20 protein-coding genes and 3 pseudogenes are annotated in these 23,224 nt (G+C 57.5%); 8 read left to right on the forward strand and 15 right to left on the reverse strand.

Annotated features, from left to right (window positions below):
- Window positions 1–101: 101 nt before the first annotated feature.
- Window positions 102–440, reverse strand: a complete 339-nt coding sequence (locus RZS32_RS15435; RefSeq protein WP_317054459.1) for a hypothetical protein — start codon at window positions 438–440, stop codon at window positions 102–104.
- 132 nt (window positions 441–572) lie between these two features.
- Between RZS32_RS15435 and RZS32_RS15440 the strand changes: the two genes are divergently transcribed.
- The 5 genes from RZS32_RS15440 to RZS32_RS15460 all read left to right on the forward strand — a co-directional run bounded on the left by RZS32_RS15440 (window position 573) and on the right by RZS32_RS15460 (window position 6,219).
- Window positions 573–3,365, forward strand: a complete 2,793-nt coding sequence (locus RZS32_RS15440; protein WP_317054460.1) for a glutamine-synthetase adenylyltransferase — start codon at window positions 573–575, stop codon at window positions 3,363–3,365.
- Window positions 3,362–3,637, forward strand: coding sequence for a hypothetical protein (locus tag RZS32_RS15445; protein WP_339106704.1), 276 nt, complete (start codon window positions 3,362–3,364; stop codon window positions 3,635–3,637). The genes RZS32_RS15440 and RZS32_RS15445 overlap by 4 nt, the downstream gene beginning before the upstream one ends.
- A 167-nt stretch (window positions 3,638–3,804) precedes the next feature.
- Window positions 3,805–4,449, forward strand: coding sequence for a DUF6778 family protein (locus RZS32_RS15450; RefSeq protein WP_317054461.1), 645 nt, complete (start codon window positions 3,805–3,807; stop codon window positions 4,447–4,449).
- Window positions 4,450–4,486: 37 nt separating this feature from the next.
- Window positions 4,487–5,683, forward strand: coding sequence for an RSP_2647 family RNA methyltransferase (locus tag RZS32_RS15455; RefSeq protein ID WP_317054462.1), 1,197 nt, complete (start codon window positions 4,487–4,489; stop codon window positions 5,681–5,683).
- Window positions 5,680–6,219, forward strand: coding sequence for an RSP_2648 family PIN domain-containing protein (locus tag RZS32_RS15460; RefSeq protein ID WP_317054463.1), 540 nt, complete (start codon window positions 5,680–5,682; stop codon window positions 6,217–6,219). Before RZS32_RS15455 ends, RZS32_RS15460 begins: the two co-directional genes overlap by 4 nt.
- Window positions 6,220–6,222: 3 nt before the next feature.
- On the opposite strand, the gene RZS32_RS15465 is transcribed toward RZS32_RS15460, so the two are convergent.
- From RZS32_RS15465 to RZS32_RS15480, 4 genes are all read right to left on the reverse strand, one after another.
- Entirely contained in the window at window positions 6,223–6,909 is a 687-nt protein-coding gene (locus tag RZS32_RS15465) for a M48 family metalloprotease (RefSeq protein WP_317054464.1), read from the reverse strand.
- 52 nt (window positions 6,910–6,961) lie between these two features.
- Window positions 6,962–8,206 carry a Hint domain-containing protein gene (locus RZS32_RS15470; protein WP_317054465.1) on the reverse strand — a complete coding sequence of 415 codons (1,245 nt, stop codon included), beginning with the start codon at window positions 8,204–8,206 and terminating at the stop codon, window positions 6,962–6,964.
- Between the two features lie 83 nt (window positions 8,207–8,289).
- Window positions 8,290–9,438, reverse strand: coding sequence for a M24 family metallopeptidase (locus RZS32_RS15475; protein ID WP_317054466.1), 1,149 nt, complete (start codon window positions 9,436–9,438; stop codon window positions 8,290–8,292).
- Between the two features lie 65 nt (window positions 9,439–9,503).
- A complete protein-coding gene (locus RZS32_RS15480) occupies window positions 9,504–10,457 on the reverse strand; it encodes a radical SAM protein (protein ID WP_317054467.1) in 954 nt (317 codons plus the stop codon).
- Window positions 10,458–10,578: 121 nt separating this feature from the next.
- On the opposite strand from RZS32_RS15480, the gene zwf reads away from it, so the two are divergent.
- The 3 genes and pseudogenes from zwf to pgi all read left to right on the forward strand — a co-directional run bounded on the left by zwf (window position 10,579) and on the right by pgi (window position 14,340).
- Window positions 10,579–12,033 (forward strand): glucose-6-phosphate dehydrogenase, encoded by a 1,455-nt coding sequence (gene zwf, locus RZS32_RS15485; protein ID WP_317054468.1) that lies wholly within the window; start codon window positions 10,579–10,581, stop codon window positions 12,031–12,033.
- A pseudogene (gene pgl / locus RZS32_RS15490) lies at window positions 12,030–12,700 on the forward strand (6-phosphogluconolactonase). The gene zwf and the pseudogene pgl overlap by 4 nt, the downstream one beginning before the upstream one ends.
- Before the next feature lie 44 nt (window positions 12,701–12,744).
- Window positions 12,745–14,340, forward strand: coding sequence for a glucose-6-phosphate isomerase (gene pgi / locus RZS32_RS15495; RefSeq protein ID WP_317054470.1), 1,596 nt, complete (start codon window positions 12,745–12,747; stop codon window positions 14,338–14,340).
- On the opposite strand, the gene RZS32_RS15500 is transcribed toward pgi, so the two are convergent.
- The 10 genes and pseudogenes from RZS32_RS15500 to RZS32_RS15545 form a co-directional block, all read right to left on the reverse strand.
- Complete coding sequence (locus RZS32_RS15500; RefSeq protein ID WP_317054471.1) at window positions 14,337–14,756, reverse strand: cupin domain-containing protein; 420 nt, start codon at window positions 14,754–14,756, stop codon at window positions 14,337–14,339. The two genes, pgi and RZS32_RS15500, sit on opposite strands and share 4 nt — an antisense overlap.
- Window positions 14,757–16,034 carry a phosphopyruvate hydratase gene (gene eno, locus RZS32_RS15505; protein ID WP_317054472.1) on the reverse strand — a complete coding sequence of 426 codons (1,278 nt, stop codon included), beginning with the start codon at window positions 16,032–16,034 and terminating at the stop codon, window positions 14,757–14,759. It lies immediately after the preceding gene.
- Between the two features lie 79 nt (window positions 16,035–16,113).
- On the reverse strand, window positions 16,114–16,989 hold the full coding sequence (locus RZS32_RS15510; protein WP_317054473.1) for a DMT family transporter: 876 nt from the start codon (window positions 16,987–16,989) through the stop codon (window positions 16,114–16,116).
- A gap of 63 nt (window positions 16,990–17,052) precedes the next feature.
- Window positions 17,053–17,466, reverse strand: coding sequence for a Fur family transcriptional regulator (locus RZS32_RS15515; RefSeq protein WP_317054474.1), 414 nt, complete (start codon window positions 17,464–17,466; stop codon window positions 17,053–17,055).
- Between the two features lie 87 nt (window positions 17,467–17,553).
- On the reverse strand, window positions 17,554–18,972 hold the full coding sequence (locus RZS32_RS15520) for a protein adenylyltransferase SelO (protein ID WP_317054475.1): 1,419 nt from the start codon (window positions 18,970–18,972) through the stop codon (window positions 17,554–17,556).
- A gap of 32 nt (window positions 18,973–19,004) precedes the next feature.
- The gene (locus RZS32_RS15525) at window positions 19,005–19,451 is read right to left on the reverse strand and encodes a GNAT family N-acetyltransferase (protein ID WP_317054476.1); all 447 of its coding nucleotides are present in this window, start codon (window positions 19,449–19,451) and stop codon (window positions 19,005–19,007) included.
- Window positions 19,448–20,389: a nucleoside hydrolase gene (locus RZS32_RS15530; RefSeq protein WP_317054477.1), complete on the reverse strand. Its 942-nt coding sequence runs from the start codon at window positions 20,387–20,389 to the stop codon at window positions 19,448–19,450. The genes RZS32_RS15525 and RZS32_RS15530 overlap by 4 nt, the downstream gene beginning before the upstream one ends.
- Window positions 20,390–20,492: 103 nt before the next feature.
- Window positions 20,493–21,676, reverse strand: a pseudogene (locus RZS32_RS15535) (vWA domain-containing protein).
- Window positions 21,677–21,682: 6 nt separating this feature from the next.
- The gene (locus tag RZS32_RS15540; RefSeq protein ID WP_317054479.1) at window positions 21,683–21,850 is read right to left on the reverse strand and encodes a hypothetical protein; all 168 of its coding nucleotides are present in this window, start codon (window positions 21,848–21,850) and stop codon (window positions 21,683–21,685) included.
- 3 nt (window positions 21,851–21,853) lie between these two features.
- Window positions 21,854–23,223: pseudogene (locus RZS32_RS15545) on the reverse strand (DUF2927 domain-containing protein).
- Window position 23,224 lies beyond the last annotated feature (1 nt).

Below are 23,224 nucleotides of genomic sequence, written 5' to 3' on the forward strand. Positions count from 1 at the left end.
TCGCCAGAAGCAATTACAAGAGCTAATGTTAAAAATATTTACATAGAGAAAAGGAGCGCTGATCAAAGCGCTCCTTTTGGATGTTTATTCTAAGTTTACACTTAGGATTGCTTGAAACGGCATCCTTGCTCGCGTGCCAGCTTTACCAGAATGGCTTCGCGCTTGTTCGAGGCTTCCATCGCTTCATTGGCATTCGCATAGTTTCCGATAACCGCAGGCCAAAAGAAAACTGCAGCCGCCACATTGGCCCCAGACATCGTCTTTCCTTTGCGTGCATGCGCGCGAATGTCTTCGAGCTGTTGCATCTGCAGGGCGATGTCGTGGCAACTTAGCTGTCCATTCTCGATCTTATGCGATGACACAACATCCGGTGCTACGCAGCCCGAAAGGGCAACTGTCACGACCAGCGCCCCAGCACTAAAATGTATCTTACTCTTCATGATCCTTGATTCTGCTCAATGGTTTGTGGCGTCTGTGATGTCACAAAAAGATCAATATTCAGTTTCATCTCCTCGCGGATATTGCTCGTGCGGTGATTGACGCCTCACCGGCTTCGCCCCATGGTCACGCCTATGAGTTTTGCGTCGCGCATGAACCGTACGCCTGATGCGTTTGACCCCGAAGCCGGGCGCGAGACGCGTGCGAGTTTGCCCGATCTTTCTCCAGAACTCGGAGCACTGATTGAAGGGGCCGCGGGGTGCAGCCCATATCTGAAATCCCTCATCCTGCGCGAGGCCGAGTGGCTGCCTTCAGCTCTGGAAAACCCCGAAGCGTCTTTGGCGGGCCTTTGCGCTGAATTACCTGAAACGTCTCCTGATCAAATGGGCGCAGCTTTGCGCCGTGCCAAAGGGAAAATGGCGCTCGTCGTGGCTCTGGCAGATCTTGGTGGTGTCTGGTCGTTGGAGGACGTCACGGGCGCGCTCACCCGGTTTGCTGATGTGACCGTGTCTCTTGCGCTGCGCACGACCCTTGCCCCGGAATTGCGGCGCGGCAAGGTGCCAGGCATGTCGGAAGATGATCTCGACACGATGGCGGGCATGTTCGTCTTGGCGATGGGCAAGATGGGGGCAGGCGAGCTCAATTACAGCTCAGACATCGATCTTATCTGTCTCTTTGATGACAGTCGGTTTGATCCCGCTGATTACCATGACGCCCGCGCCAGTTTTGTGCGCGCCACACGTAAAATGGCTGCACTTCTCAACGACCGAACATCCGACGGTTATGTCTTCCGCACCGATTTGCGATTGCGCCCTGATCCGGCGGTGACACCGGTTTGCCTCGCTGTGTCTGCCGCAGAGACCTACTACGAAAGTCTGGGGCGCACTTGGGAGCGTGCCGCCTATATCAAGGCCCGTCCGGCCGCCGGTGATCTGGATGCGGGGGCGCAGTTTCTGGAAACGATGCGCCCATTTGTGTGGCGAAGGCACCTTGATTTTGCCGCCATCGAAGACGCGCATAATATGCGTTTACGCATTCGGGAGCATAAGGGGCTGGGCGGTGAGCTGAACCTGTCTGGGCACAACATCAAACTCGGGCGTGGGGGTATTCGCGAGATCGAGTTTTTCACGCAGACACGGCAGCTCATTTCAGGAGGGCGCGACGCACATCTCAGGGTGCGTGGCACCGTTGAAGGGTTAGACCGCTTGAAAGAAAGCGGCTGGATTCCTGATGACGCGGCCAAGACCTTACAACATCATTACAAGTTTCACCGCGAGATTGAGCACAGGCTGCAGATGCTGCGCGATGCGCAGACGCAGACCCTACCCAATACTGACGAAGAATGGCAGCGTCTGGCCGCCTTTACGGGCCGTTCACTCAAAGATATGCAGGACGATCTCAAGGCACGCCTTGGCGAAGTACACGAGGTGATTGAAGGCTTCTTTGCACCAGAAGAGGCCGCGTCGCAAACAGCGACACCGGACGGTCTGGACGAAGAAATTATTGCGGGTTGGCCGGCTTACCCTGCATTGCGGTCGTCGCGCGCGCTGGAAATCTTTCGCCGGCTGCGCCCCGATATCCTGTCGCGCCTGTCGCGCGCTTCAAACCCCAATGAGGCTTTGCGCGCCTTTGACGGGTTCCTCGCAGGCTTGCCAGCCGGTGTGCAGGTATTCTCGATGTTCGAGGCCAATCCGCAATTGATTGACCTTCTGGTTGATATTGCAGGTACGTCTCCGGCGTTGTCTTCCTATTTGTCGCGCCACGCGAGAGTTTTCGAGGCGGTGATCGCGGGTGATTTCTTTGCCGATTGGCCGGGTGAAGAGACGCTTTTTGCTGAGGCGCAGGCCCGGCTTGACAGTGAAGATGACTACGAACGCAAGCTGGATGCGGCCCGGCGGTGGCACAAGGAATGGCATTTCCGCATCGGCGTGCATCATCTGCGCGACCTGAGCGACGCACAGCGGGCAGGGCAGCAATATGCAGACCTGGCCAAGGCGACGTTGCGGGTTGTGTGGGATGTGGTGCGCGCGCAATTTGAGGCCAAACACGGTCCGGCGCCGGGGCGCGGTGCTGCTGTTCTGGGGATGGGCTCACTGGGGGCAGGGTGGCTCAATGCCGGATCAGACCTTGATCTGATTGTGATTTATGACCCAAAGGACGACGACAGCTCTGATGGCCCTCGTCCCTTGGCAGCCAGACCTTATTTTGCACGTCTCACACAGGCTCTGATCACCGCGCTTACGGCCCCGATGGCCGAAGGGCGGCTCTATGAGGTGGATATGCGCCTGAGGCCCTCGGGCAATCAGGGCCCGGTGGCGACAAGCTGGGGGTCGTTTCGATCTTATCAGCGGGATGAGGCCTGGGCGTGGGAGCATCTTGCGCTGACGCGCGCCGAGGTGATTGCAGGGCCAGAAGACCTCAGCGCGGATATCGAGGCATTTCGGCAAGACTTGTTGCAATCCAAAGGCGCGGCTGAACCCGTTTTGGAAGAAATCACCAAGATGCGGGCCCGCATTGCTGAGGCCAAAACCCCAGAAGGTGAATGGGATACCAAGCTTGGGGCTGGACGCCTGCAGGAAATCGAATTGATTGCACAGGCCGGAGCGTTGATGAACGGAAATCCGGCGCGCAGCGTGCAAGACGGTCTGGAGAGTGGTGTCGCAATCGGATGGTTGAGTGACGCAGACGGGGCGGCGCTTTCTGAGGCTTATGCGCTTTGTAAGAAAATTGTTCAGGTGGGCCGACTAGTCAGTGACAAGCCGCTCGACACAGATGCGCTTGGCAAAGGCGCGAAGTCTTTTTTGCTGAGGGAAGCGGGGTTTGAGCATCTGGGCGAACTGCAAGCCGCTGTGGCTCAAGCCACGTCTGCCGCGGCGGACGTGATAGATGCGGCGCTGAGCCGCAAACCAAAGGATGAGACCCCATGACGCGGGATGCGCTGGACCCCAAGAACCTGATCCGAGAGGCGTACCGCATTGAAGGGATCACAGGCGGTGAGTGCCGGTCGGTCTTTTTGGATTGGGCGCTGTCCATGGAGAACACGGCAGATCACCGCGCCGCAATTGAGGGCTTGCTGGAACGCTATGCGCCTGATGCACCGGATCATCCGATGACTGAGGTTTTGAGAGAAGGCTTGCACGCGGCGCAAGCCCCCAAGCGGCGTGGCGGCTGGCGCTCGCGGTCCCGCGACAATGGGTAGATTCACGGAAAAATAAGCCGTTTATAGGCGTTTAAGCCTCAAAAGATTCACTCAATTTCACCAAATTTGACGCAAATCAGCCGTATTTCTTAATGAAATTCCATGCCGATCAGAGGCATGACCCCGTATATCGAGCAATCAAAAAAGCCGGGGTCGAAGGAGGGTCTATGAAACCTATTCGTATTTTCGTCATGGCTGTGGCAGGCCTTGCGCTTGCAGGCTGTTCATCCGTTGATACCGCGACGCGCAACGCCCCGGCACAAGTCGTGGCATCGGGTGCAGTTCCGGTTGATCAATTGTCTTTTGACATCCAAGAGATCCGGGTCAGCGTGCCTAAGTCGCTGACCGTGTCAGAGGCCAATCGATACCTGCCCAAAGCCGACATTGTCTGGCGCGAAGATGCGCCTGGAGATCGTCACGCACAGGTGCAGGCGATTTTTGAGGACGCAATGGCCCGTGGGGTCAGCGGTCTTCCGCAGGGCACTTTGCCGGTTGTGCTGGATATTCAGGTCACCCGTTTTCATGCGCTGACGGAAAAAGCCCGTTACACGGTGGGCGGCGTGCATGATCTCGAATTTCTTGTCATCCTGCGTCATCCTGAAACCGGCCAGATGCTTAACACTCCCTACCAAGTGACGGCGGACCTCAAAGCCTTTGGCGGGAGTGCGGCCCTGGAGGCGGAAGCGCGCGGTGAAACCCAGAAAGTGCGCATCACAGACCACCTGGCCAAGGTCATCCGGACCGAACTCACCAGTCAGGAAGGGTACAAAGCCCCCAAGCATGGCGTTTTGGGCTTTCTCAACAGCATCTGACCTTTTCGCCAGCGCTTAAACGACTTAAGGGGACGGTATGACATCGTCCTCTTTGCCTGTGATCCGTCTTAAACCCAAAGCAAATGCCGCCGCCATCCGCCATGGCGCACCATGGGTTTATGACAATGAGCTGGTCACAGACCGGCGCACCAAGGCGATTGCGCCGGGCAGTATTGCCATATTGGAAGATGCGGCGCGCGCGCCTCTGGCACTTGTCGCGGTGAACCCATCCTCGCGGATCATGGCCCGGGTGCTGAGCCGTGATGTTTCGACCCGGATCGACAAAACGTGGCTTGCGTCCAAACTCCAACGCGCCTTGGCCCTGCGCTCCAAGCTTTTTGACGCGGCATATTACCGCCTGATCCATGCAGAAGCTGACGGTTTGCCCGGTGTGATCATAGATCGCTTTGGTGATATCGCCGTTGTGCAGCCCAATGCCGCCTGGGCGGACGTGCTGTTGTCAGAGCTTACAGAGGCTTTGACGGACGTGGCGGGTGTGTCCTGCGTCCTGAAGAACGCGTCGGGCCGCGCACGGGGATTGGAAGGGTTGGACGATGTATCCACGACCTTGGCGGGCACCGCGCCTTCGGGCCCCATTCCCGTGCCAATGAACGATGCGACATACATGGCTGATCTTGTCGACGGGCAAAAGACCGGGCTTTTCTTTGACCAACGCCCCAACCATGCCTTTGCGGCTCGGCTGGCAAAGGACGCGCGTGTTTTGGATGTTTTCAGCCATGTGGGCGGCTTTGCCCTCGCCGCTTTGAAGGCCGGTGCCACATCTGCATTGGCGGTAGATGGGTCAGCTCCGGCTCTGGAGCTTGCTTTGAAAGGGGCAGAGGCTTCGGGTGTCGCTGATCGCTTTGATACGCGCCAAGGGGATGCCTTTGATGTCCTGACCAAGCTGAACGAAGAGGGCGCGCAGTTTGATCTGGTCATCTGTGATCCGCCCGCCTTTGCGCCCAACCGCAAGGCACTTGAGGCGGGTCTCAGAGCCTATGAGCGCATTGCCCGGCTTGCATCCCCATTGGTAAGCGAAGGCGGGGCACTGGTGCTTTGTTCGTGTTCCCATGCGGCCTCACTTGAAAAGTTTCGCGCAAGTTCTGTGCGCGGCATTGGAAGGGCAGGGCGCGAGGCCACACTTATTCACACCGGGTTTGCCGGACCCGATCACCCGCTGCATGCGTCTCTTGCCGAAAGCGGTTATCTCAAAGCTTTGTTTTTCCGGCTATGAGAGCGGTGCTGGACACCTGTGTGATCTACCCAACGGTGATGCGCGAAATGCTGTTGAGTGTTGCTGGCGCAGGGGCCTACACACCGCTTTGGTCTGCGCGCATCATCGAGGAATGGCAACGTGCCGCACAAAAACTGGGCCCGGATGGTGTGGCGCAAGCTGCATCGGAAGCCGCATTGCTCAAAGTTTCGTGGCCCAAAGCAGAAGTGACCTGGCCTCCATCTTTGGAACAGCGTTTGTGGCTTCCGGACAAAGCCGACCATCACGTTTTGGCTGCTGCCATTGCCGGGTCGGCGGATATCATCCTGACGGTGAATGCCAAGGATTTCCCACGCCATATCCTCGCGGAAGAGGGCATCAGCCGGGCTGATCCGGACGGGTTTCTCATTGGTCTATATGAGGCTCAGCCAGAATTGATCCGTGACGTGGCGCAAAATGTTTTGACCAAGGCCCGGGCGTTGTCGCAAGACGATTGGCAGATGCGGCCGCTTTTGAAAAAGGCGCGATTGCCAAGGTTGGGCAAGGCTTTGGGGTAACGCTTACGCTTCCAGCCAGCGCTGTTCCAGTTTTTCGATCGCGGCGATGCGTTCCGGCGTCTTGGGGTGGCTCATCAGCCATGCCGGCATTGCGCCTGAGCGCGCTTGGGTCAGGTCTTCAAGCTTGTTGAAAAGCGTTTTTTGCGGATGCGTACCAATCCCGGCCTTGGTCAAAAGGGCTGCGGCATAGGCATCGGCCTCGTACTCATCCCCGCGCGACAATCGTGCAGCCAATACCGTGGTGAGCATATTGGCAATCCAAACACCAACCCCGGGAATGAACCGCGACAGGATCATAGCAAGGGCTGTGCGCAGGGCGTTTTGCCCTGAAAAGTCGATCATGCGTCGGCGCGAATGGCCAAGCGCCACATGTCCCAGCTCATGCGCAATCACGCTTGCCAATTCTTCGGCGCTGACCTCGCCGTTTTGGTATTTGCGATAGAATCCCCGCGTGATGAAAATTCGCCCATCAGGCGCGGCCAAACCGTTCACCGGGTCAATCTCGTAAATATGCACCTTGACCCGATCCAGATCGAGCGCGCTGGCCATTTTGTCGGTCAGACGTTTGAGCTTGGGATCGGCCAGTTCGGTGGATCGCTCGTCCAGCTCACGCGACGTGCGCCAGACAGAAAACCGGTACATGACCAGCCCGTAGATGACCGCCAAAAGGATCGGGAAAAACTTAATCATAACGAAGATATGGGGCGCGTGTCAGGGCCTGACAAGCGACAATTGGGCATGTTCAATGCGCGTTTGACACCAAAACCTCATTCTCTGCGACATGACGTCTTGCCATCCGCTTACACTTGGGTCCGTTCACAAAATCCCGTGCAGGCGCCATGTTGAACACACCATCCGCCAATTCAGGGAAAATCGCGTAGATTTCCGCGCGTGCCTCGGGCGACACACCATTCAATGACACCGGCCCCATGAAAAGGCTTTCGCACTCTGCTCCTTCAGCGAAAAGCACGTGATGCTCGTCAAGAAGGATATGATAATACGTCACCTTTGGCTGGCGCACCTGTTCAATGCCATCAATCACGGCAAGCGCGCGCACGGGTGCCAGAATCTCATCACAGCCAAACATGTGGCGCGCAATGTTGGAGCTTACCAGAACGCGGTGAAGCGGTGAGACAAAGAGATTGCGTTCTGGCAGTCCCTGACCCAACGCACCTTTTTGCACACGGTAGGGATAAAGATGCGGCTGTTCTTTGAGTTCGGCCGTTCCGAGCGTGCGATGGCCGATCCAGCGAATGGGTTGCGCACCGTTATCCTTTGTTAAAACAAGATCACCGACCTTTAAGGTTTCGATCGCTTGCGGGCCGCTGTTGGTTGCGATCAAGGTGCCTGCAACAAAACAGGGCGGGCTAGGCTGACCGGGTTCTGGGGTGGCCTCCTGAAAATCGCCATTGGCATCACGGCGGAACGCCGTGCCATTGGGCGCACCACTGGTGAAGGTTTCTCCGCCCAGGTCATTTGTGCCAGTGAACCCCGGCGGCGGCGGAAGAAGCACGGCGTTTTGGCCGTATGAAAAGGATATGAATTCCCCGGTGTTCGTGTCCAGCAGGTAAAGCGTGTCGTTCCGGGTGCCTTCACCGTCTTCCAGAAACCCCTGATTTGAATTGTTATCGGGCAACCCGGCATCATAGAACCCATCCGGTTCGGCCCCGTCATACTGACCAACAACAGTGGCAGTGCCATTTGGCCCAAGATCGTCACCTGCGTTGAACTCAAAGAGCAGACCGCGCTTGGCACTCCAGATCTGAACGCCGTCTAGATCAATATTTACGCCGCCAACGGTCTGAATTTCGATGAATTCATCAGCCTTGTTCGCACCGCCGTCGCCATCGGTGTCAAACGCATTGCCCCCGGCATTATCGGCCAGAAACTCTGAGAAAAAAGTCCGTTTGAAAGCGTGACTGCCATTCTGCTCAACTCTAATTTGATCGGCTAAGACCGGGATGCCGTGCCTAACTGTTAAAAGCATATGGTCAAAGTTAGTAATTTATTAGCAAAGTTTAAGGCTGATGCGTGTTCTGGCAGATCTTTGCGAGACTTTGACCCGTGAGTTTATCGCACCAAAAGCTCTAAACTCTGCTTTGATAGCCGCTCAACACCGGTCTCTGTCACCAGTACGCAATGGCCCAGGCTCATTCCAAGTCCTGCGTCGCTGTCGGCCAGAATCATGTGCAGGAAAAACACTTGACCAGACTGCATGGGCAGCGGGTTTCCCTCGTAAAACATCGGGAAATCGACCCAAATCGGATTGTAGATTGCCCCCATGCCGTAGCCGCAGGCCTGCATCCGGGCATGCGAGAACCCGTGACTGTCCATCACTTTGGTATGGGCATCAAACACCAGACCCATCGGATCACCGGGTTTGATCGCCGCTTCGCAGGCTTCAAGTGCTTCATACGCGGCGGCGTGCATACGTTTTTGCGCATCGCTTGGCGTGCCGATCACAACTGTGCGCATCATTGCGGCGTGGTAGCGCGCATAGGCCCCGGCCCATTCCCAGGTCATCTGGTCCTGTGCATCCAGATGCCGCCTGCCGGAAAAATACCGCACCAAAAGCGCGCCGGGTCCTGATCCAAGAATGAATTCATTTCCGGCGTAGTCCCCGCCGCCTTTGAAAACAGCACCCTGCATCGCGGCCAGAATATCGCCTTCAAATGCGCCGGGGCGTGTCTCGGCAAGGCCTGCATCCATGGCGTCGTCCGAAAGCCGTGCCGCGCGGCGGTGCATCTCGATCTCGGCAGGGGATTTAACGCGACGGAGGTGGCGAATGAGGTCTGACTGATCCGTCAGCTCCGGCAGCGCAGCACGCAGCATTTGCCCATTAAAGTCTGTTAACCCAACGGTTTGGGATTCAAAGCCTAACCTGCCTTCTGCCACTTTGAGCTCGCGCAGCAGCGCGACAAGAGACTCCGCAGGATTGGCGCCTTCGGTCTCGGTCCAGATATGAATCTGATCCTCGCTGAGCGTCGAGGTCAAACGTGCCTGACGCAGATCAGGCAGGCGTGTGAGCAGATGCAAATCCCCCTTGGCTGTTTGCACAAGGCATTGAAACATCGCGAAACCGAACGTGTCATAGCCGCAGAGCCAGTAATGGCTTTCGGGTGCAAACATCAGCAGCGCGTCAAGACCCGCGTCGGCCACGGCCTGGGTCGCCTTGGCTTGTCGTGCGGTGTATTCGGCATCATCAAAGTGAAGGGGCATGAAGGGCTCCGTTGTCAGTTTGACCGGAGCCTAGTCCGTTTACTTTCGTAAATGCACGTAAAAACTTAGCCCGAACAGCTGGCCCCGCCCAGCACACAGAATTTAGCGCAATGCGGATGGTTGAGAGCCACATCTCGTTCGGCCTCTTCCAAAGTTCCGCCTAGTTCGAATTCCGGCTCATAGGGCAGCAGTGTGCAGGCCAGAACAGCAGGACGATCCGCGCCCTTGCGTTTCACAACCATGCGGGATGACGCGCACATGACATCGTTGGGCGACTTGTCCAATATTCCCCAACATGCCGTGGTGATCTCAGGCACTTCAGCCTGCGTATCCATTTCCGGAAACAACACGGTCATACCGTGGTTGTTCGCATCTATTTCAAAGCCGTGTTTGTCAAAGAAAGCAGCATATCCTTTGCGGGACTCAGCATCACTTTCGCCCCAGACTGTGCGGCCGGCGATCGACATGCGAATGCCAGCATCGCGCAGCCACTCCATGCCTTCCAGCGTGCGTGCAAAACTGCCCTTGCCGCGTTCAGTGTCATGCAAGTCTTCGGACCAGTGGTCTACCGAAACCCGCAGCGTGAGCTTGTCACCAAAATCCTGTTGCAGCGCTCGCAAACCTGCCTGCATCTTTTTGCGCATCATCGGGCGCATGGCATTGGTCAAGATCAAAACCTCATATCCACGCTCCAGACAGGCCCGTGCCATTTCGATCACCTGAGGATTCATGAAAGGCTCACCACCCGTGAACCCGATCTCGGTCACCGGCCACTGACGATCCTGAAGCTGATCCAGGTAATCCCGCACTTCGTCTGCCGTGATATAGACCAAGCGATCGTTTTCGGGCGAGCTTTCAATATAGCAATTCACACAAGTGATGTTGCACAGCGTTCCGGTGTTGAACCAGAGCGTTTGCGGGTTCGACAAAGCCACCGTGGCGCGCGGCTGACCATCGGCAGTGACCGCGGGATCTTCAAACTTACCGGCATTGGCGGTCAGCTCTGTCACGTCTTTCATAAGATTATCTTCCGAATCTCGTTTACAATTCTTGCCCAACGTGGATGTCTTGCCACAAAAGTCGAGCCTCGGGAGGTGACACCTTCGTGATCGCCGCGTAGGCTTTTGGCAGGAGGACCACATGGTTTCAAGAGTCATTCCGGTTGATCCCTTCGACCTGGTGATTTTTGGCGGCACCGGGGATCTGGCCCGGCGCAAAATATTGCCTGGCCTGTTTCGCCGGTTTTGCGCCGGTCAAATGGGGGCGGAGTCGCGCATCATTGGTGCCGCGCGCACCGATCTGGATACGCAGAGCTACCGCGAGTTCGCGAAGGCTGCCGTTAAGGAATTTGAGCCAAACGCAGCCAAGAATGCCAAACATCTCAAAGGCTTCCTGGAGCTTCTTGACTATGTTGTGGTCGATGCCAAAGGGACCCAAGGTTGGACGGATCTGACCAAAGCTGTGCGGGATGACGTGATCCGGGCCTACTATTTCTCGGTGGGGCCCAGCCTTTTTGACGATCTGGCGGAACGGCTTCATAAACACAAGCTGGACTGCCCCGGATGCCGCATTGTCGTGGAAAAACCCTTTGGTCATGATCTGGCCTCGGCGCGGGATCTGAACCAGATCATTGCGAAATATTTCGACGAACATCAGATTTACCGGATTGACCATTATTTGGGCAAAGAGACGGTGCAGAACCTGATGGCGATCCGGTTTGGCAACATGCTGTTTGAGCCGCTCTGGAACAGCCAGTACATCGATCACATACAGCTTACCGTCGCCGAAGAGGTCGGCGTTGGCGGGCGCGGTGAATATTATGACCGCTCTGGCGCCATGCGCGACATGCTGCAAAACCATCTGATGCAGCTTTTGTGCCTGATTGCTATGGAGCCACCCGCCAAGTTCAACCCGGACGCGGTGCGGGACGAAAAACTGAAGGTCATTCGTGCCCTGGACGATGTGGCCGCTGATGATGTTGTGCGGGGTCAGTATGAGGCAGCGCATGATCAGGCGGGGTATCGTGAGCAGGTCGGTAATCCCGACAGCACCACGGAAAGCTTTGTGGCCATGCGCGTGCATATCAGCAACTGGCGGTGGGCCGGGACGCCGTTTTACCTCCGCACGGGCAAACGCCTGCGGGAGCGGGCCAGTGAAATTGCCGTGGTTTTCAAGGACGCGCCGCATTCGATCTTTGATGTCGAGGCAGGCGTGCATCGCAATATCCTGACGATCAAACTGCAACCCAATGAAGGGATTGAGCTTGGCGTCACGATCAAGGAGCCGGGTCCCGGTGGGATGCGGCTTGTGGACGTGCCGCTTGATATGACGTTCGCCGAGGCTCTGGGACCGGAAGAGGCCGATTTCCCAGATGCTTATGAGCGATTGATCATGGATGTCATACGCGGCAATCAGACCCTTTTCATGCGCGGGGATGAGGTTGAGGCGGCGTGGGCCTGGACCGATCCGATCATTGCGGGATGGCAAGAGCGCGGCGAGGCCCCTTTACCCTATGCCTCAGGTAGTTCAGGGCCGGATGATGCGCTGATGCTGATGCACCGTGATGGACGTCGCTGGCGGGAGATTAAAGCATGAAGCTTTTGGACTATCCTGACTATGAGATGCTCGCCATTGATGTGGCCAACACATTGGCCGGGGAGCTGACCGCCGCGCTTGATCGCGAAGGCCGCGTGCTTTTGACCGTGCCGGGGGTAAAACACCGGCCCCGATGTTCGATGTGCTATGCGGCGTCGATCTTGATTGGTCCCGGGTGGACGTGATGCTCAGTGATGAACGCTGGGTCCCAGAGGCGCATGTGCGGTCCAACACCAAGCTTGTGCGCGAACGCCTGTTGGTCGGACGAGCGGCAAAGGCTCGGTATCTGCCGCTTTATGCGAAAGCCGAAGAGCCGGAAAAGGTGCTGGCTGAACTGGAGGTCCGCATTGCCGAAGCTCTGCCCATCTCGATCCTTGTGCTGGGCATGGGCGCAGATATGCACACTGCGTCGCTTTTCCCTGGCGCAGAGGGGCTGGATGCAGCCTTGGCTGACGATGCGCCTGTGCTGGTGCCGATCCGGTCGTCGCATGTCGAAGATGTCCGCGTCAGCCTCTCGGCGCGGGTGATGAACGGGGCGATTTCCAAGCACCTGATGATCACAGGTGAGGCCAAGCGCGCCGCTCTGGATCGGGCGCGCGGGCAGGGGGCAGAGCAAGCCCCGGTGGCCGCGATCCTGGATGATACGGTGGTGCATTGGGCGCCGTAGGATTTGGGTATTTTTGACAAGAAAGAAGCAAGGCAGAGCGGGTCATGTGGGATGAGGTAAAGCAGCACACTGGTGCGAAGATCGTGGAGCTTCTGGCAGAGCCGGACCGTGCCAACCGTTTTGCCATCGAGGCGGACGGGATGCGGTTTGACTATGCAAAAACCTCCATGACTGATGCTGCGCGTGATGCTCTGTTGGCTCTGGCAGAGACACAGGGTGTGGCGAAGAAACGCGCTGAGATGTTTGGCGGGGCCGCCATCAATGAAACCGAAGGGCGGTCTGTGCTGCATATCGCGTTGCGTGCGCCAGAGGATTTTGTGGTCCATGTTGATGGTGTGGATGTTTTACCCGAACTGCGCGCGGTGCGCGCACGTATGGCCGCTTTTGCGGAAGAAGTGCGATCAGGGCGATTTACGGGAGCGGGCGGGCCGATCACCGATGTAGTCAATATCGGCATTGGGGGCTCGCATCTTGGGCCAGAGATGGGCACTCTGGCTTTGGCGCCGTATCATGACGGACCGCGGTGTCATTTTGTATCAAATGTCGATGGCGCGGACATTCATGACTGCCTGCAAGCGCTTGACCCTAAAACAACATTGGTGATCATCGCATCAAAGACGTTCACCACCATCGAGACCATGACCAATGCCGAAACCGCGCGGGCTTGGATGGCGCAGGCTGTAGAAAATCCAGGCGCGCAGTTTGTTGCCGTCTCCACCGCCGAGGACAAGACTGCGGCATTTGGGATCGACCCATCGCGTGTCTTTGGGTTTGAGGATTGGGTGGGCGGGCGCTATTCGATGTGGGGGCCGATTGGATTGCCGCTTATGCTGGCCATTGGACCGGAGCGGTTTGAGGACTTCCTTGCCGGTGGCGCGGCTATGGATGCGCATTTTTGTCACGCGGATTTGGCTGTGAATATGCCCGTAATGCTAGCCCTTGTCGGGCTTTGGCATCATCAGGTGTGCGGCTATCCTACCAGGGCGGTCTTGCCCTATGATCAACGCCTGTCACGTCTGGCCGCCTATTTCCAGCAATTGGAAATGGAGAGCAACGGCAAGGGCGTGACGATGGAGGGCGCCCCGGTTGAAGGCGGCTCTGGTCCGGTGGTCTGGGGTGAGCCGGGCACCAACGGGCAGCACGCGTTTTATCAGCTGATCCATCAGGGCACGCAGGTTGTGCCGTGTGAGTTGATGGTGGCTGCGCGAGGGCACGAGCCTAATCTGGCGCATCATCACAGGCTCTTGGTGGCCAATTGCCTGGCGCAATCCGAGGCTTTGATGCTCGGGCGTGACATGGACACAGCGCGTGCCCTGATGCGGGGTGCTGGCTTTGAAGGCGCTGAGTTGGAGCGACAGTCCGCGCACCGCGTCTTTCCAGGCAACCGCCCCTCGACGACGCTGGTTTATGATCAGCTCAAGCCTTACCGGCTGGGCCAGATCATCGCGCTTTATGAGCATCGCGTCTTTGTCGAGGGTGTGATTTTGGGCATCAACTCTTATGACCAATGGGGGGTAGAGCTTGGCAAGGTGCTGGCCAAAGAGATGGAGCCGATTTTGACAGGTGAGGCAGCGGTTGACGACAAGGATGGTTCAACGCGGAATCTGGTTGCATTCCTGAAGTCCGCGGGCCTGAATTAACGTGGGATATCAAATTCTTCGGGTGCAAGGGTGAAGTGCTCAAACTCGAACCCGGGTGAGACCGTGCAGCCGACTAATGTGTAGCTGCCTGTAGACCGCGCCATTTGCCAATATCCTGGCGGAACAATCAATTGCGGTTGTTCACCTTTGCTGAAATCAGCACCCAGTACATGATCTCTTGCCGGGCCTGCTTCTGTATCTGACACCGACAACACGAGCGGCGCGCCAGCGTAGAAATGCCAGATCTCAGCCGAATCCACCTTGTGCCAGCGATTGTCATCATGACCGCGCAGCAGAAAGTAGATCGCCGTGCCAGACGCACGTCCGGATCCTTCCGCCCGCCAGGTTTCGCGAAAGAACCCACCCTCGGGATGCGGCGCCAGGTTGAGCGTTGAGATGATCTCGTCGGCAGTCACCTAGACCCGCAGGATCGAGCGTCCAGCATACACCGCAGTGTCGCCCAACGCTTCTTCAATGCGGATCAACTGATTGTACTTCGCCAACCGGTCCGAGCGCGCGAGGCTGCCGGTTTTGATCTGACCGCAATTTGTCGCCACGGCAAGATCGGCGATGGTCGCGTCCTCGGTCTCGCCCGAGCGGTGCGACATTACGTTGGTATACCGTGCACGATGTGCCATATCGACGGCTTTGAGTGTCTCCGTCAGGCTGCCGATTTGGTTAACCTTGACCAGCATTGAGTTGGCCACGCCACGTGAAATCCCATCCGCCAGACGTGCGGGGTTTGTGACAAAAAGATCGTCGCCCACAAGCTGCACCTTGTCGCCGATTTTGTCGGTTAGAGCCTTCCATCCGTCCCAGTCATCTTCGGACATGCCATCCTCAATCGAGATGATGGGGTAATCCGCAACCAGCGCGGCGAGGTAGTCTGCGTTTTCTTCCGAAGATAGGGATTTTCCTTCTCCTTCAAAAACATATTTTCCATCCTTGAAGTATTCTGTCGCGGCGCAATCCAGCGCCAGATAGATGTCCTCACCGGCTTTGTAACCGGCTTTGTCTATGGACTTGAGGATGAAATCGAGCGCATCGCGGGTCGAGGCGATGTTAGGAGCAAAGCCGCCCTCGTCGCCAATGCCGGTGGACAGGCCCGCCGCTGAAAGTTCCTTTTTCAGCGTGTGAAAGACCTCGGCCCCCATCCGTACGGCGTCGCGGATATTGCCGGCGCTGACCGGCATGATCATGAATTCCTGAATATCGATGGGGTTGTCGGCATGTTCGCCGCCATTGATGATGTTCATCATTGGTACCGGCAGGGTGCGCGCGGATGTGCCGCCGACATAACGGAAAAGCGGCTGCATAGTGAAATCAGCGGCTGCCTTGGCCACAGCGAGGCTGACCCCAAGGATCGCATTGGCCCCAAGACGACCCTTGTTAGGGGTGCCATCCAGCTCAATCATGGTCTCGTCAATCGCCACCTGCTCTGTGGCGTCAAACCCGGCCAGCGCCTCGGCAATCTCGCCATTGACTGCTGCGACCGCTTCCAAGACGCCCTTGCCCATATAGCGTGCCTTGTCACCGTCACGTCTTTCCAACGCCTCATGCGCGCCCGTGGAGGCACCAGAGGGCACGGCGGCCCGGCCCATAGTGCCATCTTCGAGGATGACGTCGACTTCCACCGTCGGGTTGCCCCGGCTGTCGAGAATTTCACGGGCGTGGACATCGTAAATCAGGCTCATGGGGCCGCTCCAAATCAATCAAACTTTGGCGCTGAAATACCAAGTCTGCGCTGGAATGCAACCGCGCGTGGGTAGGGTCTTAGGCCAGTTCGGCCTTGGCCAGCTGCCTCTCGCGCAGAAAGGTGAAGAGGCCCGTGGAGATGATCAGCGCCGCTCCGATGAGGGTCAACGCATCTGGTGTTTCCTGAAACACGACGATGCCGACCAAGAGCGAAAAGAGAAGCCGCGTGTACCGGAAGGGCGTGACCACCGCGGCATCGCCAAGTCGCATGCCCTGTACAATGCCGTAATATCCAATGGCGCCAAAGATCACCCCGCCCAAAAGCATCCAAAGCTCTGTGCTCCCTGTGCTTTGCGCGTGTTCACCGGTCATCCAAAGCAGAATGATCCCCGCCGGGATCAGAGCTGCAAACCCCTGAAAAGAAATAACAGTCGACGAAATGTCAGCCGCGATTTTTCGCGTGATCAGGTCGCGCACCGTGACGAACAGAACCGACCCGAGCACCAGCAGAGCATTGGGGTCAAACCCGTCCAGTCCGGGGCGGATAATCATCAACACGCCGATAAACCCGATGAAAATCGCACTCCACCGCCGCCACCCGACCTTTTCGCCCAGGAAAAGCGCGGCCCCCATGGTGATAACCAGAGGTGTGGCCTGAAACACGGAAGCGACGACCGAAATGTCCACCAAAGACAGCGCTGTGGCAAAGCAAATCGCGGCAATCGCCTCGCTCAGGGCGCGCCACAGAAACATCGGCTGCCAGATCTGCCGGCGTGTGAGCGACTGACCTTTAAGCAAAGACAAAGTCGCAAAAATCGCACCGCTGCCGACCCCGAGCACAATCAGAATTTGTCCCACCGGCAATGTCGTGGACAGTTGCTTGATGAACATGTCCTCAATCGTGAAGCCAGCCATGGCCACGATCACGAAAATGATGCCGCGCAGATTGTCCATCGGTGCCTCGGAAAAGCGATTGAGTTCGCCTTATGCGGCCTGCTTGCGGATCACAAGAGCACTTTACCCTTTTGAGATCGGCACACCGTATAGCTCAAGCTTGTGCCCCTTGAGGCGATAGCCCAGCTTCTTGGCGATTTTTTCCTGAAGTTGTTCGATCTCAGGATCGACAAATTCAATGACTTCACCGGAATTCAGGTCAATCAGGTGGTCGTGGTGATCGCGCTCGGCATCCTCATAGCGCGCGCGGCCATCGCCAAATTCCAGCTTGTCGAGAATGCCTGCCTCTTCAAAGAGCTTCACGGTTCGATAGACTGTAGCGATAGAGATGTTGGGGTCCCGTCCGCTCGCCCGGGCGTAAAGCTCTTCCACATCAGGATGATCGTCAGATTCTTCCAAAACGCTGGCAATGGTGCGCCGCTGATCTGTCATACGCAGACCTTTGGTTTCGCAACGGTCGATAATTGTGTCGGTCATATGCTCTGCCACCGCTCTGTCGGGATCGTTGGATATCCGCTATCGCGTCAGGAATCCAGACATTAGGCGGGGGCACATCGCAAATTCTTAGGTCCCGCAGAAAGTTTGCTGCACCACCTCTGACGGTTCGGGCGGATATGTCAGGTCAGCTGCGCCTTCCTGAACTTCAAATGGCGTGGTCAGCACGGTGTTCAATCGCTCAAATGGGGCAAAATCCCCGGCCACTGCGGCCTGAATCATCTGCTCAATACGGTGATTGCGCGGGATGTAAGCCGGGTTGGCAGCGCGCATCACAGAGACGGGGTCTTCTTCTTGTTCAATTCGCGTTCGCCAGCCTGTTTCCCAGGCGTCAAAGATGTTGGGGTCAAGGAACTGGTCCCGAGCCTTGCCATCGCTCAAGGCGCGGAATGTATTGGTAAAATCCGCGCGCCCCTCGGCCATGACCTGCAAAAGCTCTGCGATCATCGGTTCATCTGCATTGGCGGTTTGTGCCAGCCCGATCTTGCGACCAAAGAGCTCAAGCCAAGCGGCCTGGAGCTTCTCTGGCATCGCGTGAACGGATTTAGTAAACACCTCAACGGCTTGATCCTGATCCGGCATCAGCGGCACCAGTGACGTCGCCAGTTGCGCCATGTTCCACACGATCACGTTGGACTGATTGGAATAGGCATAGCGCCCATGGGCATCAATGGAACTGAACACGGTGTCAGGATGATAAACGTCCAGAAAGGCACAAGGCCCGTAGTCGATGGTTTCGCCCGAGAGCGTGGTGTTGTCGGTGTTCATCACCCCATGGATGAACCCCACCGACATCCATTGGGCAATCAGCCTCGCTTGCCGGTCAATGACGGCGTCAAGCAAGGCGTCGGGGCTTTCAATGCCCGGATAGTGCCGCTCAACCACATAGGCAAAAAGCGCTTCTAATGCTGGCAAGTCGCGGCGTGCGGCGAAATATTGAAACGTGCCGACACGAATGTGACTTGCGGCCACACGCGTCAGAATCGCGCCGGGCAGGGCACCTGTTTCGCGATAGACCTGTTCGCCTGTCAAGGTTGCAGCCAAGGCGCGGCTTGTGGGGATGCCCATCGCGTGCATCGCCTCGCTCACCACATATTCCCGCAGCACTGGACCCAGCCAGGCGCGCCCATCTCCCATCCGGGAGTACGGCGTGGGGCCAGAGCCTTTGAGCTGGATGTCGTAGCGTTGCTGGCCAACAACCGCTTCGCCCAAAAGGTTGGCACGCCCATCGCCCAATTGCGGAGAAAACCCGCCAAACTGATGCCCGGCATAGACCTGCGCCAGCGGCTCAGCGCCGTCTGGCACGCGATTGCCCGAAAACACCAGCGCGCGCTCCACTTCGGACCCGGTGCGCATACCAAGCTCTTTGGCCAAGCCGTCGTTGAACGCAACCAATTCCGGTTCGCGCACCGGCACCGGGCTTTGACGCGTGTAAAAGCGCGACGGCAGCCGGGCATAGGAATTGTCGAAAGGTATGTGCAGGCTCATGGCCAGCAATCTAGGGGTTTTTCAAATGAAAGCTAGAGTTTACGCGTCATCAGCATGTACTTCTCTCTAGGCGAGAAATGCATCTTTTCATACACGCTCCGGGCCTGCGCGTTGTCCTTATTCACCTCAAGATGAATGGCTTTCATGCCTGCCGCTGCAAGCGTCTTGGGCAAGGAGATCAGAATTTCAGACCCGATCCCGCGCCCGCGCACGCCGGGGCGGATGTAAATCTCATCGAGAAACCCGTCGAGGCCGCCAAATTCGACGGACCAGCCGAAGGTGACAATCACATAGCCAATCGGCGCACGCGTTGGTCCTGCCAGATAAACGCAGCCATGCGGCGAGCCTTCCAATAGCGGGACAAGGGCCGCGCGGCGCGTGGCCTCATCCTGTTCCACACCTTCTTCTTCATGGAACGCGGCCACGAGGGGCAGAACACGGTCCAGATCTTCCATTTTTGCCAGTGTCAGACGTGTCATAGCCGGGCCAGCCTTTCGGTTAAGAGGGAAAAGAACCCATCTGCATCTACAGACCCCATGAAGTGGGCATTGCGGGCACGATCCGTGACACCCCACCAATCCGCAACAGTCATGCCGAGGGTTAATTCAGACGTGGTTTCAATTTCAACATTCACATGCCGCCCGGCAAAAAGGTCAGGCCGGATAAGATAGGCAATGGTGCAGGGATCGTGCAAAGGCGCACCTTCGGAACCGTATTTCTCTCGATCATAGCGCTCAAAGAACTCAGTCATCTGCGCGACGGCTTCGGCCACAGGAGTACCAAGTGCGCGGATGGCTGCGTTGCGCTCTTGCGTGACAAGCACCTGATGCGTGACATCCAGCGGCATTACGGTCAAAGCAACACCAGAGGTGAACACCACCTCGGCGGCTTGCGGGTCCACGTAGATATTGAACTCTGCGGCGGGTGTGACATTGCCCACGGCAAAATAGGCGCCACCCATAAGGACGATTTCTTGCACCTTTTCAATGACGTCCGGCGCGGTCTTGAATGCCGTCGCAATATTGGTCAGCGGACCGATCGGTACAAGCGTGACCGTACCGGTGGGCTCCGTACGCAAGGTCTCGATCAGGAACTCCACCGCATGTCCATCCTGCAACGTCATCTGCGGCTCTGGCAGGGTCGGGCCGTCCAATCCGGTCTTGCCATGCACATGCTCGGCGGTGACAAGATCCCGGCCCAATGGCCGGTCACAGCCCGCAAACACTTTCACATCGCCCCGGCCCGCCAATTCACAGACCATCCGCGCATTCCGTGTTGTCAGATCGAGTGGAACATTTCCTGCCACGCAGGTGATCCCCAAAAGCTCAATCTCTTCCGGACTGGCCAAAGCCAGAAGGATCGCCACCGCATCGTCCTGGCCTGGATCGGTATCAATGATGATCTTGCGCGTGCTCATGAGGGTGAAGTGTCACGCGGCAATCGCTTTGTCCACCACCTGCTTCTTTCTTGGCGAAAATACCCCAAAACCAAAACCTGCGTGGCGCAGCCACTCAACTGATTTACCGCCCCAGCTCTTTCATGCCACGCTCGATCCCTTGCAATGTCATCGGCACCATCCGGTCTTCGAAAATCTCACGGATCATGCCGATGGAGTGCGTATATCCCCAGTAAGCTTCAGGGACAGGATTGATCCACAGATGATCGGGCCATTGCTGCCGCGCGCGCTCCAGCCAGACCTGTCCGGCTTCGGCATTCCAATGCTCATTGGCGCCGCCCGGATAGGCAATCTCATAAGGGGACATCGAGGCGTCCCCCACAAAGATGCATTTATAGTCAGACCCGTAAGTCCGCAGCACCTCATCGGTCGGTGTCTGCGCGTCCCAGCGACGGCGGTTTTCGCGCCAGACGCCCTCATAGAGGCAGTTGTGGAAATAATAATATTCCAGATGCTTGAATTCGGCGCGCGCGGCGGAAAAAGTTCTTCCACCAGTTTGATATGCGGATCCATCGAGCCGCCCACATCGAGAAACAGGATGACCTTGACGGCGTTGCGCCGCTCGGGTCGGGTCTTGACGTCGAGATACCCATGCTCTGCCGTGGCCCGGATCGTGCCATCAAGGTCTAGCTCATCCTCGGCGCCATCCCGAGCCCAGCGGCGCAGGCGCTTGAGCGCGACCTTTATGTTGCGCGTCCCCAACTCAATCGTGTCATCAAAATTGCGAAACTCGCGCTTGTCCCAGACCTTCACCGCGCGCTGATGGCGGCTTTCTTTCTGGCCGATGCGGATACCTTCGGGGTTGTAACCATAAGCCCCGAAGGGCGAGGTGCCTGCCGTGCCGATCCATTTATTGCCCCCCTGATGGCGGCCTTGCTGTTCCTTCAGCCGCTCCTTGAGCGTCTCCATCAGCTTGTCAAACCCGCCCAGAGCCTCGATTTCGGCCCGCTCTTCGGGCGTGAGGTGCTTTTCGGCAAGCTTTTCCAGCCACTCTGCAGGGATTTCCACGGCATTCATCACATCCGCCGCGCTGATCGCCTCCAGCCCTTCGAAACTGGCGGCAAAGGCGCGGTCAAAGCGATCAATCATTCGCTCGTCTTTGACCATGGCGGTGCGGGCGAGGTAGTAGAACCCTTCGATATCGTAGGTCACAAGCCCTTCGCCCATCGCCTCCAGAAAGGTCAGGTATTCGCGCAATGACACAGGAAGCCCCGCGTTGCGCAGATTATCGAAGAAGGGAAGAAACATGAGCCCTTATACGGACATGCGGTGAATGATCAAAGTCGCAAAAAGGCCCGCAAGCGTGAAGATCAGGCAATAGACAAAGGCATATTGCAGAATATCGGCCATTTTGCCTTTGCGCCGATAGGCCACAAAAGCGCCCAGAGCCGCGCCCAGAATTGCCCCCAGAATGACGATCATGTTTTATCCGCCGCTGCGTCCTCTTGCCGGGCTGAGCGCGGAGATTTCGCGCAGTTTTGCGCGCACCGCCCAATCCGCGCCAAACCCGTAACGCGCCCAGCCGATACTGTCCACCCGGATGCGGTCGGCTTCAGCCTTGCGACCCACCAGATCAAGCGCTTCGCCGCGTAAGAGCATGAGGGTTGAGAGCAGAGCGGCGTTTTCAAACCGCTCGGCAATGCCGAGATTCGGTCCCAGAATGGCAAGCGCCCTTGGCCCATTGCCCTGATTGATCGCATGTGCGGCCAGTTGCGATGCGGTGTAGGCACGGTGCAATTCTGCTCCAGGCGTGCGGCGATAGAATTGATCGGCCAGCCGGAAGTGTTGCAATGCCGTGTCCGGGTCAGTGGTCTGCGTCAGGCGGCCCATGGCGTAGTGCGAAAAGGCACGGCGATGGTCCGTCCAGCCTTCTGATTGGGCGGTCCGCAGGGCCGTGGTGGCAGCCCCAAGGCGTTGCGCATGGCGCGCGCCGGGTCCAAGAGCGGTTTGGATTGCGTTGATCCAAACCCGAGGCGTCGATGGGGCCGGGTTTGACGCAATCCGTTCCCCGCGTGGGTTCAGTCGCGCAAGAATGCCTGGAAGCTTTGCCGCCACCTGAGCGCGAGTCATGCCAGATTGCAGGTCGGCGTCGTAAAACGCGCGCAGGATCAGCATGTCGAACCCGGTCAGAACCGTATGTACATTGTCATCATTAAAGACACTGTCGGGCAGGCGATAAAGATCATTGAGCGGTCCAAGGGCTTGGGCCAGTTCTTCGTGCAGGCAATCGCGCACTTCCTGGGGAGAGGCATCATTGGGCAGGAAAATCGCCAGCTTTTCACGCGTTTGCAGCAAGCTCCAGTTTGTGGCCCGGCTGTTGCGCGCGGCACGGTATTGCGACAGACGGTCGATATTGGGCACCACAAAACAGGCCGCTTTTGGCAGATGCCTCCGAATTTCGGCACGTGAGACGGCCTCAATGGTAATATTTGAACTTTCCGAGCGCACACGGGCAATGTCGATACCAGCCTCATTGCGCAGGCGCTTTACAAGACGATTGAGATCCGGAACCAGTGTGGGGGAGGGTTTCCGGTCACGCGGACCGAGATTGGCCCCTCAAATCGTGACAGCACCTCAAGTTGGCGTCCCGACTCCAACTGAAATGCCAAATCTAGAAAATCGCGGGCGATGTCCCGGTTCGATCTTTGCGGCGCGGTTGGGCGCGCCACGGCAAACGTCTTCATCGCGGGCAGGGACGACGTTTCCGGTGTGGCCGCACGAGAGGCAGTTTCCTGAACAGGTGCACCGGCACAGGCGCCCAAAGCAAAACAAAGTGGCAAAATAAAACGGCGCATC

It is taken from the genome of Roseovarius sp. W115, from assembly GCF_032842945.2.
Taxonomy (GTDB): domain Bacteria; phylum Pseudomonadota; class Alphaproteobacteria; order Rhodobacterales; family Rhodobacteraceae; genus Roseovarius; species Roseovarius rhodophyticola.

Excerpts from the sequence above, each read along its gene's own strand:
- RZS32_RS15465 (WP_317054464.1), bottom strand. The coding sequence starts at position 6,909 with ATGATTAAGTTTTTCCCGATCCTTTTGGCGGTCATCTACGGGCTGGTC.
- RZS32_RS15510 (WP_317054473.1), bottom strand. The coding sequence starts at position 16,989 with ATGGACAATCTGCGCGGCATCATTTTCGTGATCGTGGCCATGGCTGGC.
- RZS32_RS15460 (WP_317054463.1), top strand. The coding sequence starts at position 5,680 with ATGAGAGCGGTGCTGGACACCTGTGTGATCTACCCAACGGTGATGCGC.
- pgi (WP_317054470.1), top strand. The coding sequence starts at position 12,745 with ATGTGGGATGAGGTAAAGCAGCACACTGGTGCGAAGATCGTGGAGCTT.
- RZS32_RS15530 (WP_317054477.1), bottom strand. The coding sequence starts at position 20,389 with ATGAGCACGCGCAAGATCATCATTGATACCGATCCAGGCCAGGACGAT.
- RZS32_RS15475 (WP_317054466.1), bottom strand. The coding sequence starts at position 9,438 with ATGCCCCTTCACTTTGATGATGCCGAATACACCGCACGACAAGCCAAG.
- RZS32_RS15520 (WP_317054475.1), bottom strand. The coding sequence starts at position 18,972 with ATGAGCCTGCACATACCTTTCGACAATTCCTATGCCCGGCTGCCGTCG.
- eno (WP_317054472.1), bottom strand. The coding sequence starts at position 16,034 with ATGAGCCTGATTTACGATGTCCACGCCCGTGAAATTCTCGACAGCCGG.
- zwf (WP_317054468.1), top strand. The coding sequence starts at position 10,579 with ATGGTTTCAAGAGTCATTCCGGTTGATCCCTTCGACCTGGTGATTTTT.
- RZS32_RS15540 (WP_317054479.1), bottom strand. The coding sequence starts at position 21,850 with ATGATCGTCATTCTGGGGGCAATTCTGGGCGCGGCTCTGGGCGCTTTT.
- RZS32_RS15470 (WP_317054465.1), bottom strand. The coding sequence starts at position 8,206 with ATGCTTTTAACAGTTAGGCACGGCATCCCGGTCTTAGCCGATCAAATT.
- RZS32_RS15445 (WP_339106704.1), top strand. The coding sequence starts at position 3,362 with ATGACGCGGGATGCGCTGGACCCCAAGAACCTGATCCGAGAGGCGTAC.
- RZS32_RS15515 (WP_317054474.1), bottom strand. The coding sequence starts at position 17,466 with ATGACCGACACAATTATCGACCGTTGCGAAACCAAAGGTCTGCGTATG.
- RZS32_RS15450 (WP_317054461.1), top strand. The coding sequence starts at position 3,805 with ATGAAACCTATTCGTATTTTCGTCATGGCTGTGGCAGGCCTTGCGCTT.
- RZS32_RS15525 (WP_317054476.1), bottom strand. The coding sequence starts at position 19,451 with ATGACACGTCTGACACTGGCAAAAATGGAAGATCTGGACCGTGTTCTG.
- RZS32_RS15440 (WP_317054460.1), top strand. The coding sequence starts at position 573 with ATGAGTTTTGCGTCGCGCATGAACCGTACGCCTGATGCGTTTGACCCC.
- RZS32_RS15480 (WP_317054467.1), bottom strand. The coding sequence starts at position 10,457 with ATGAAAGACGTGACAGAGCTGACCGCCAATGCCGGTAAGTTTGAAGAT.
- RZS32_RS15455 (WP_317054462.1), top strand. The coding sequence starts at position 4,487 with ATGACATCGTCCTCTTTGCCTGTGATCCGTCTTAAACCCAAAGCAAAT.
- RZS32_RS15435 (WP_317054459.1), bottom strand. The coding sequence starts at position 440 with ATGAAGAGTAAGATACATTTTAGTGCTGGGGCGCTGGTCGTGACAGTT.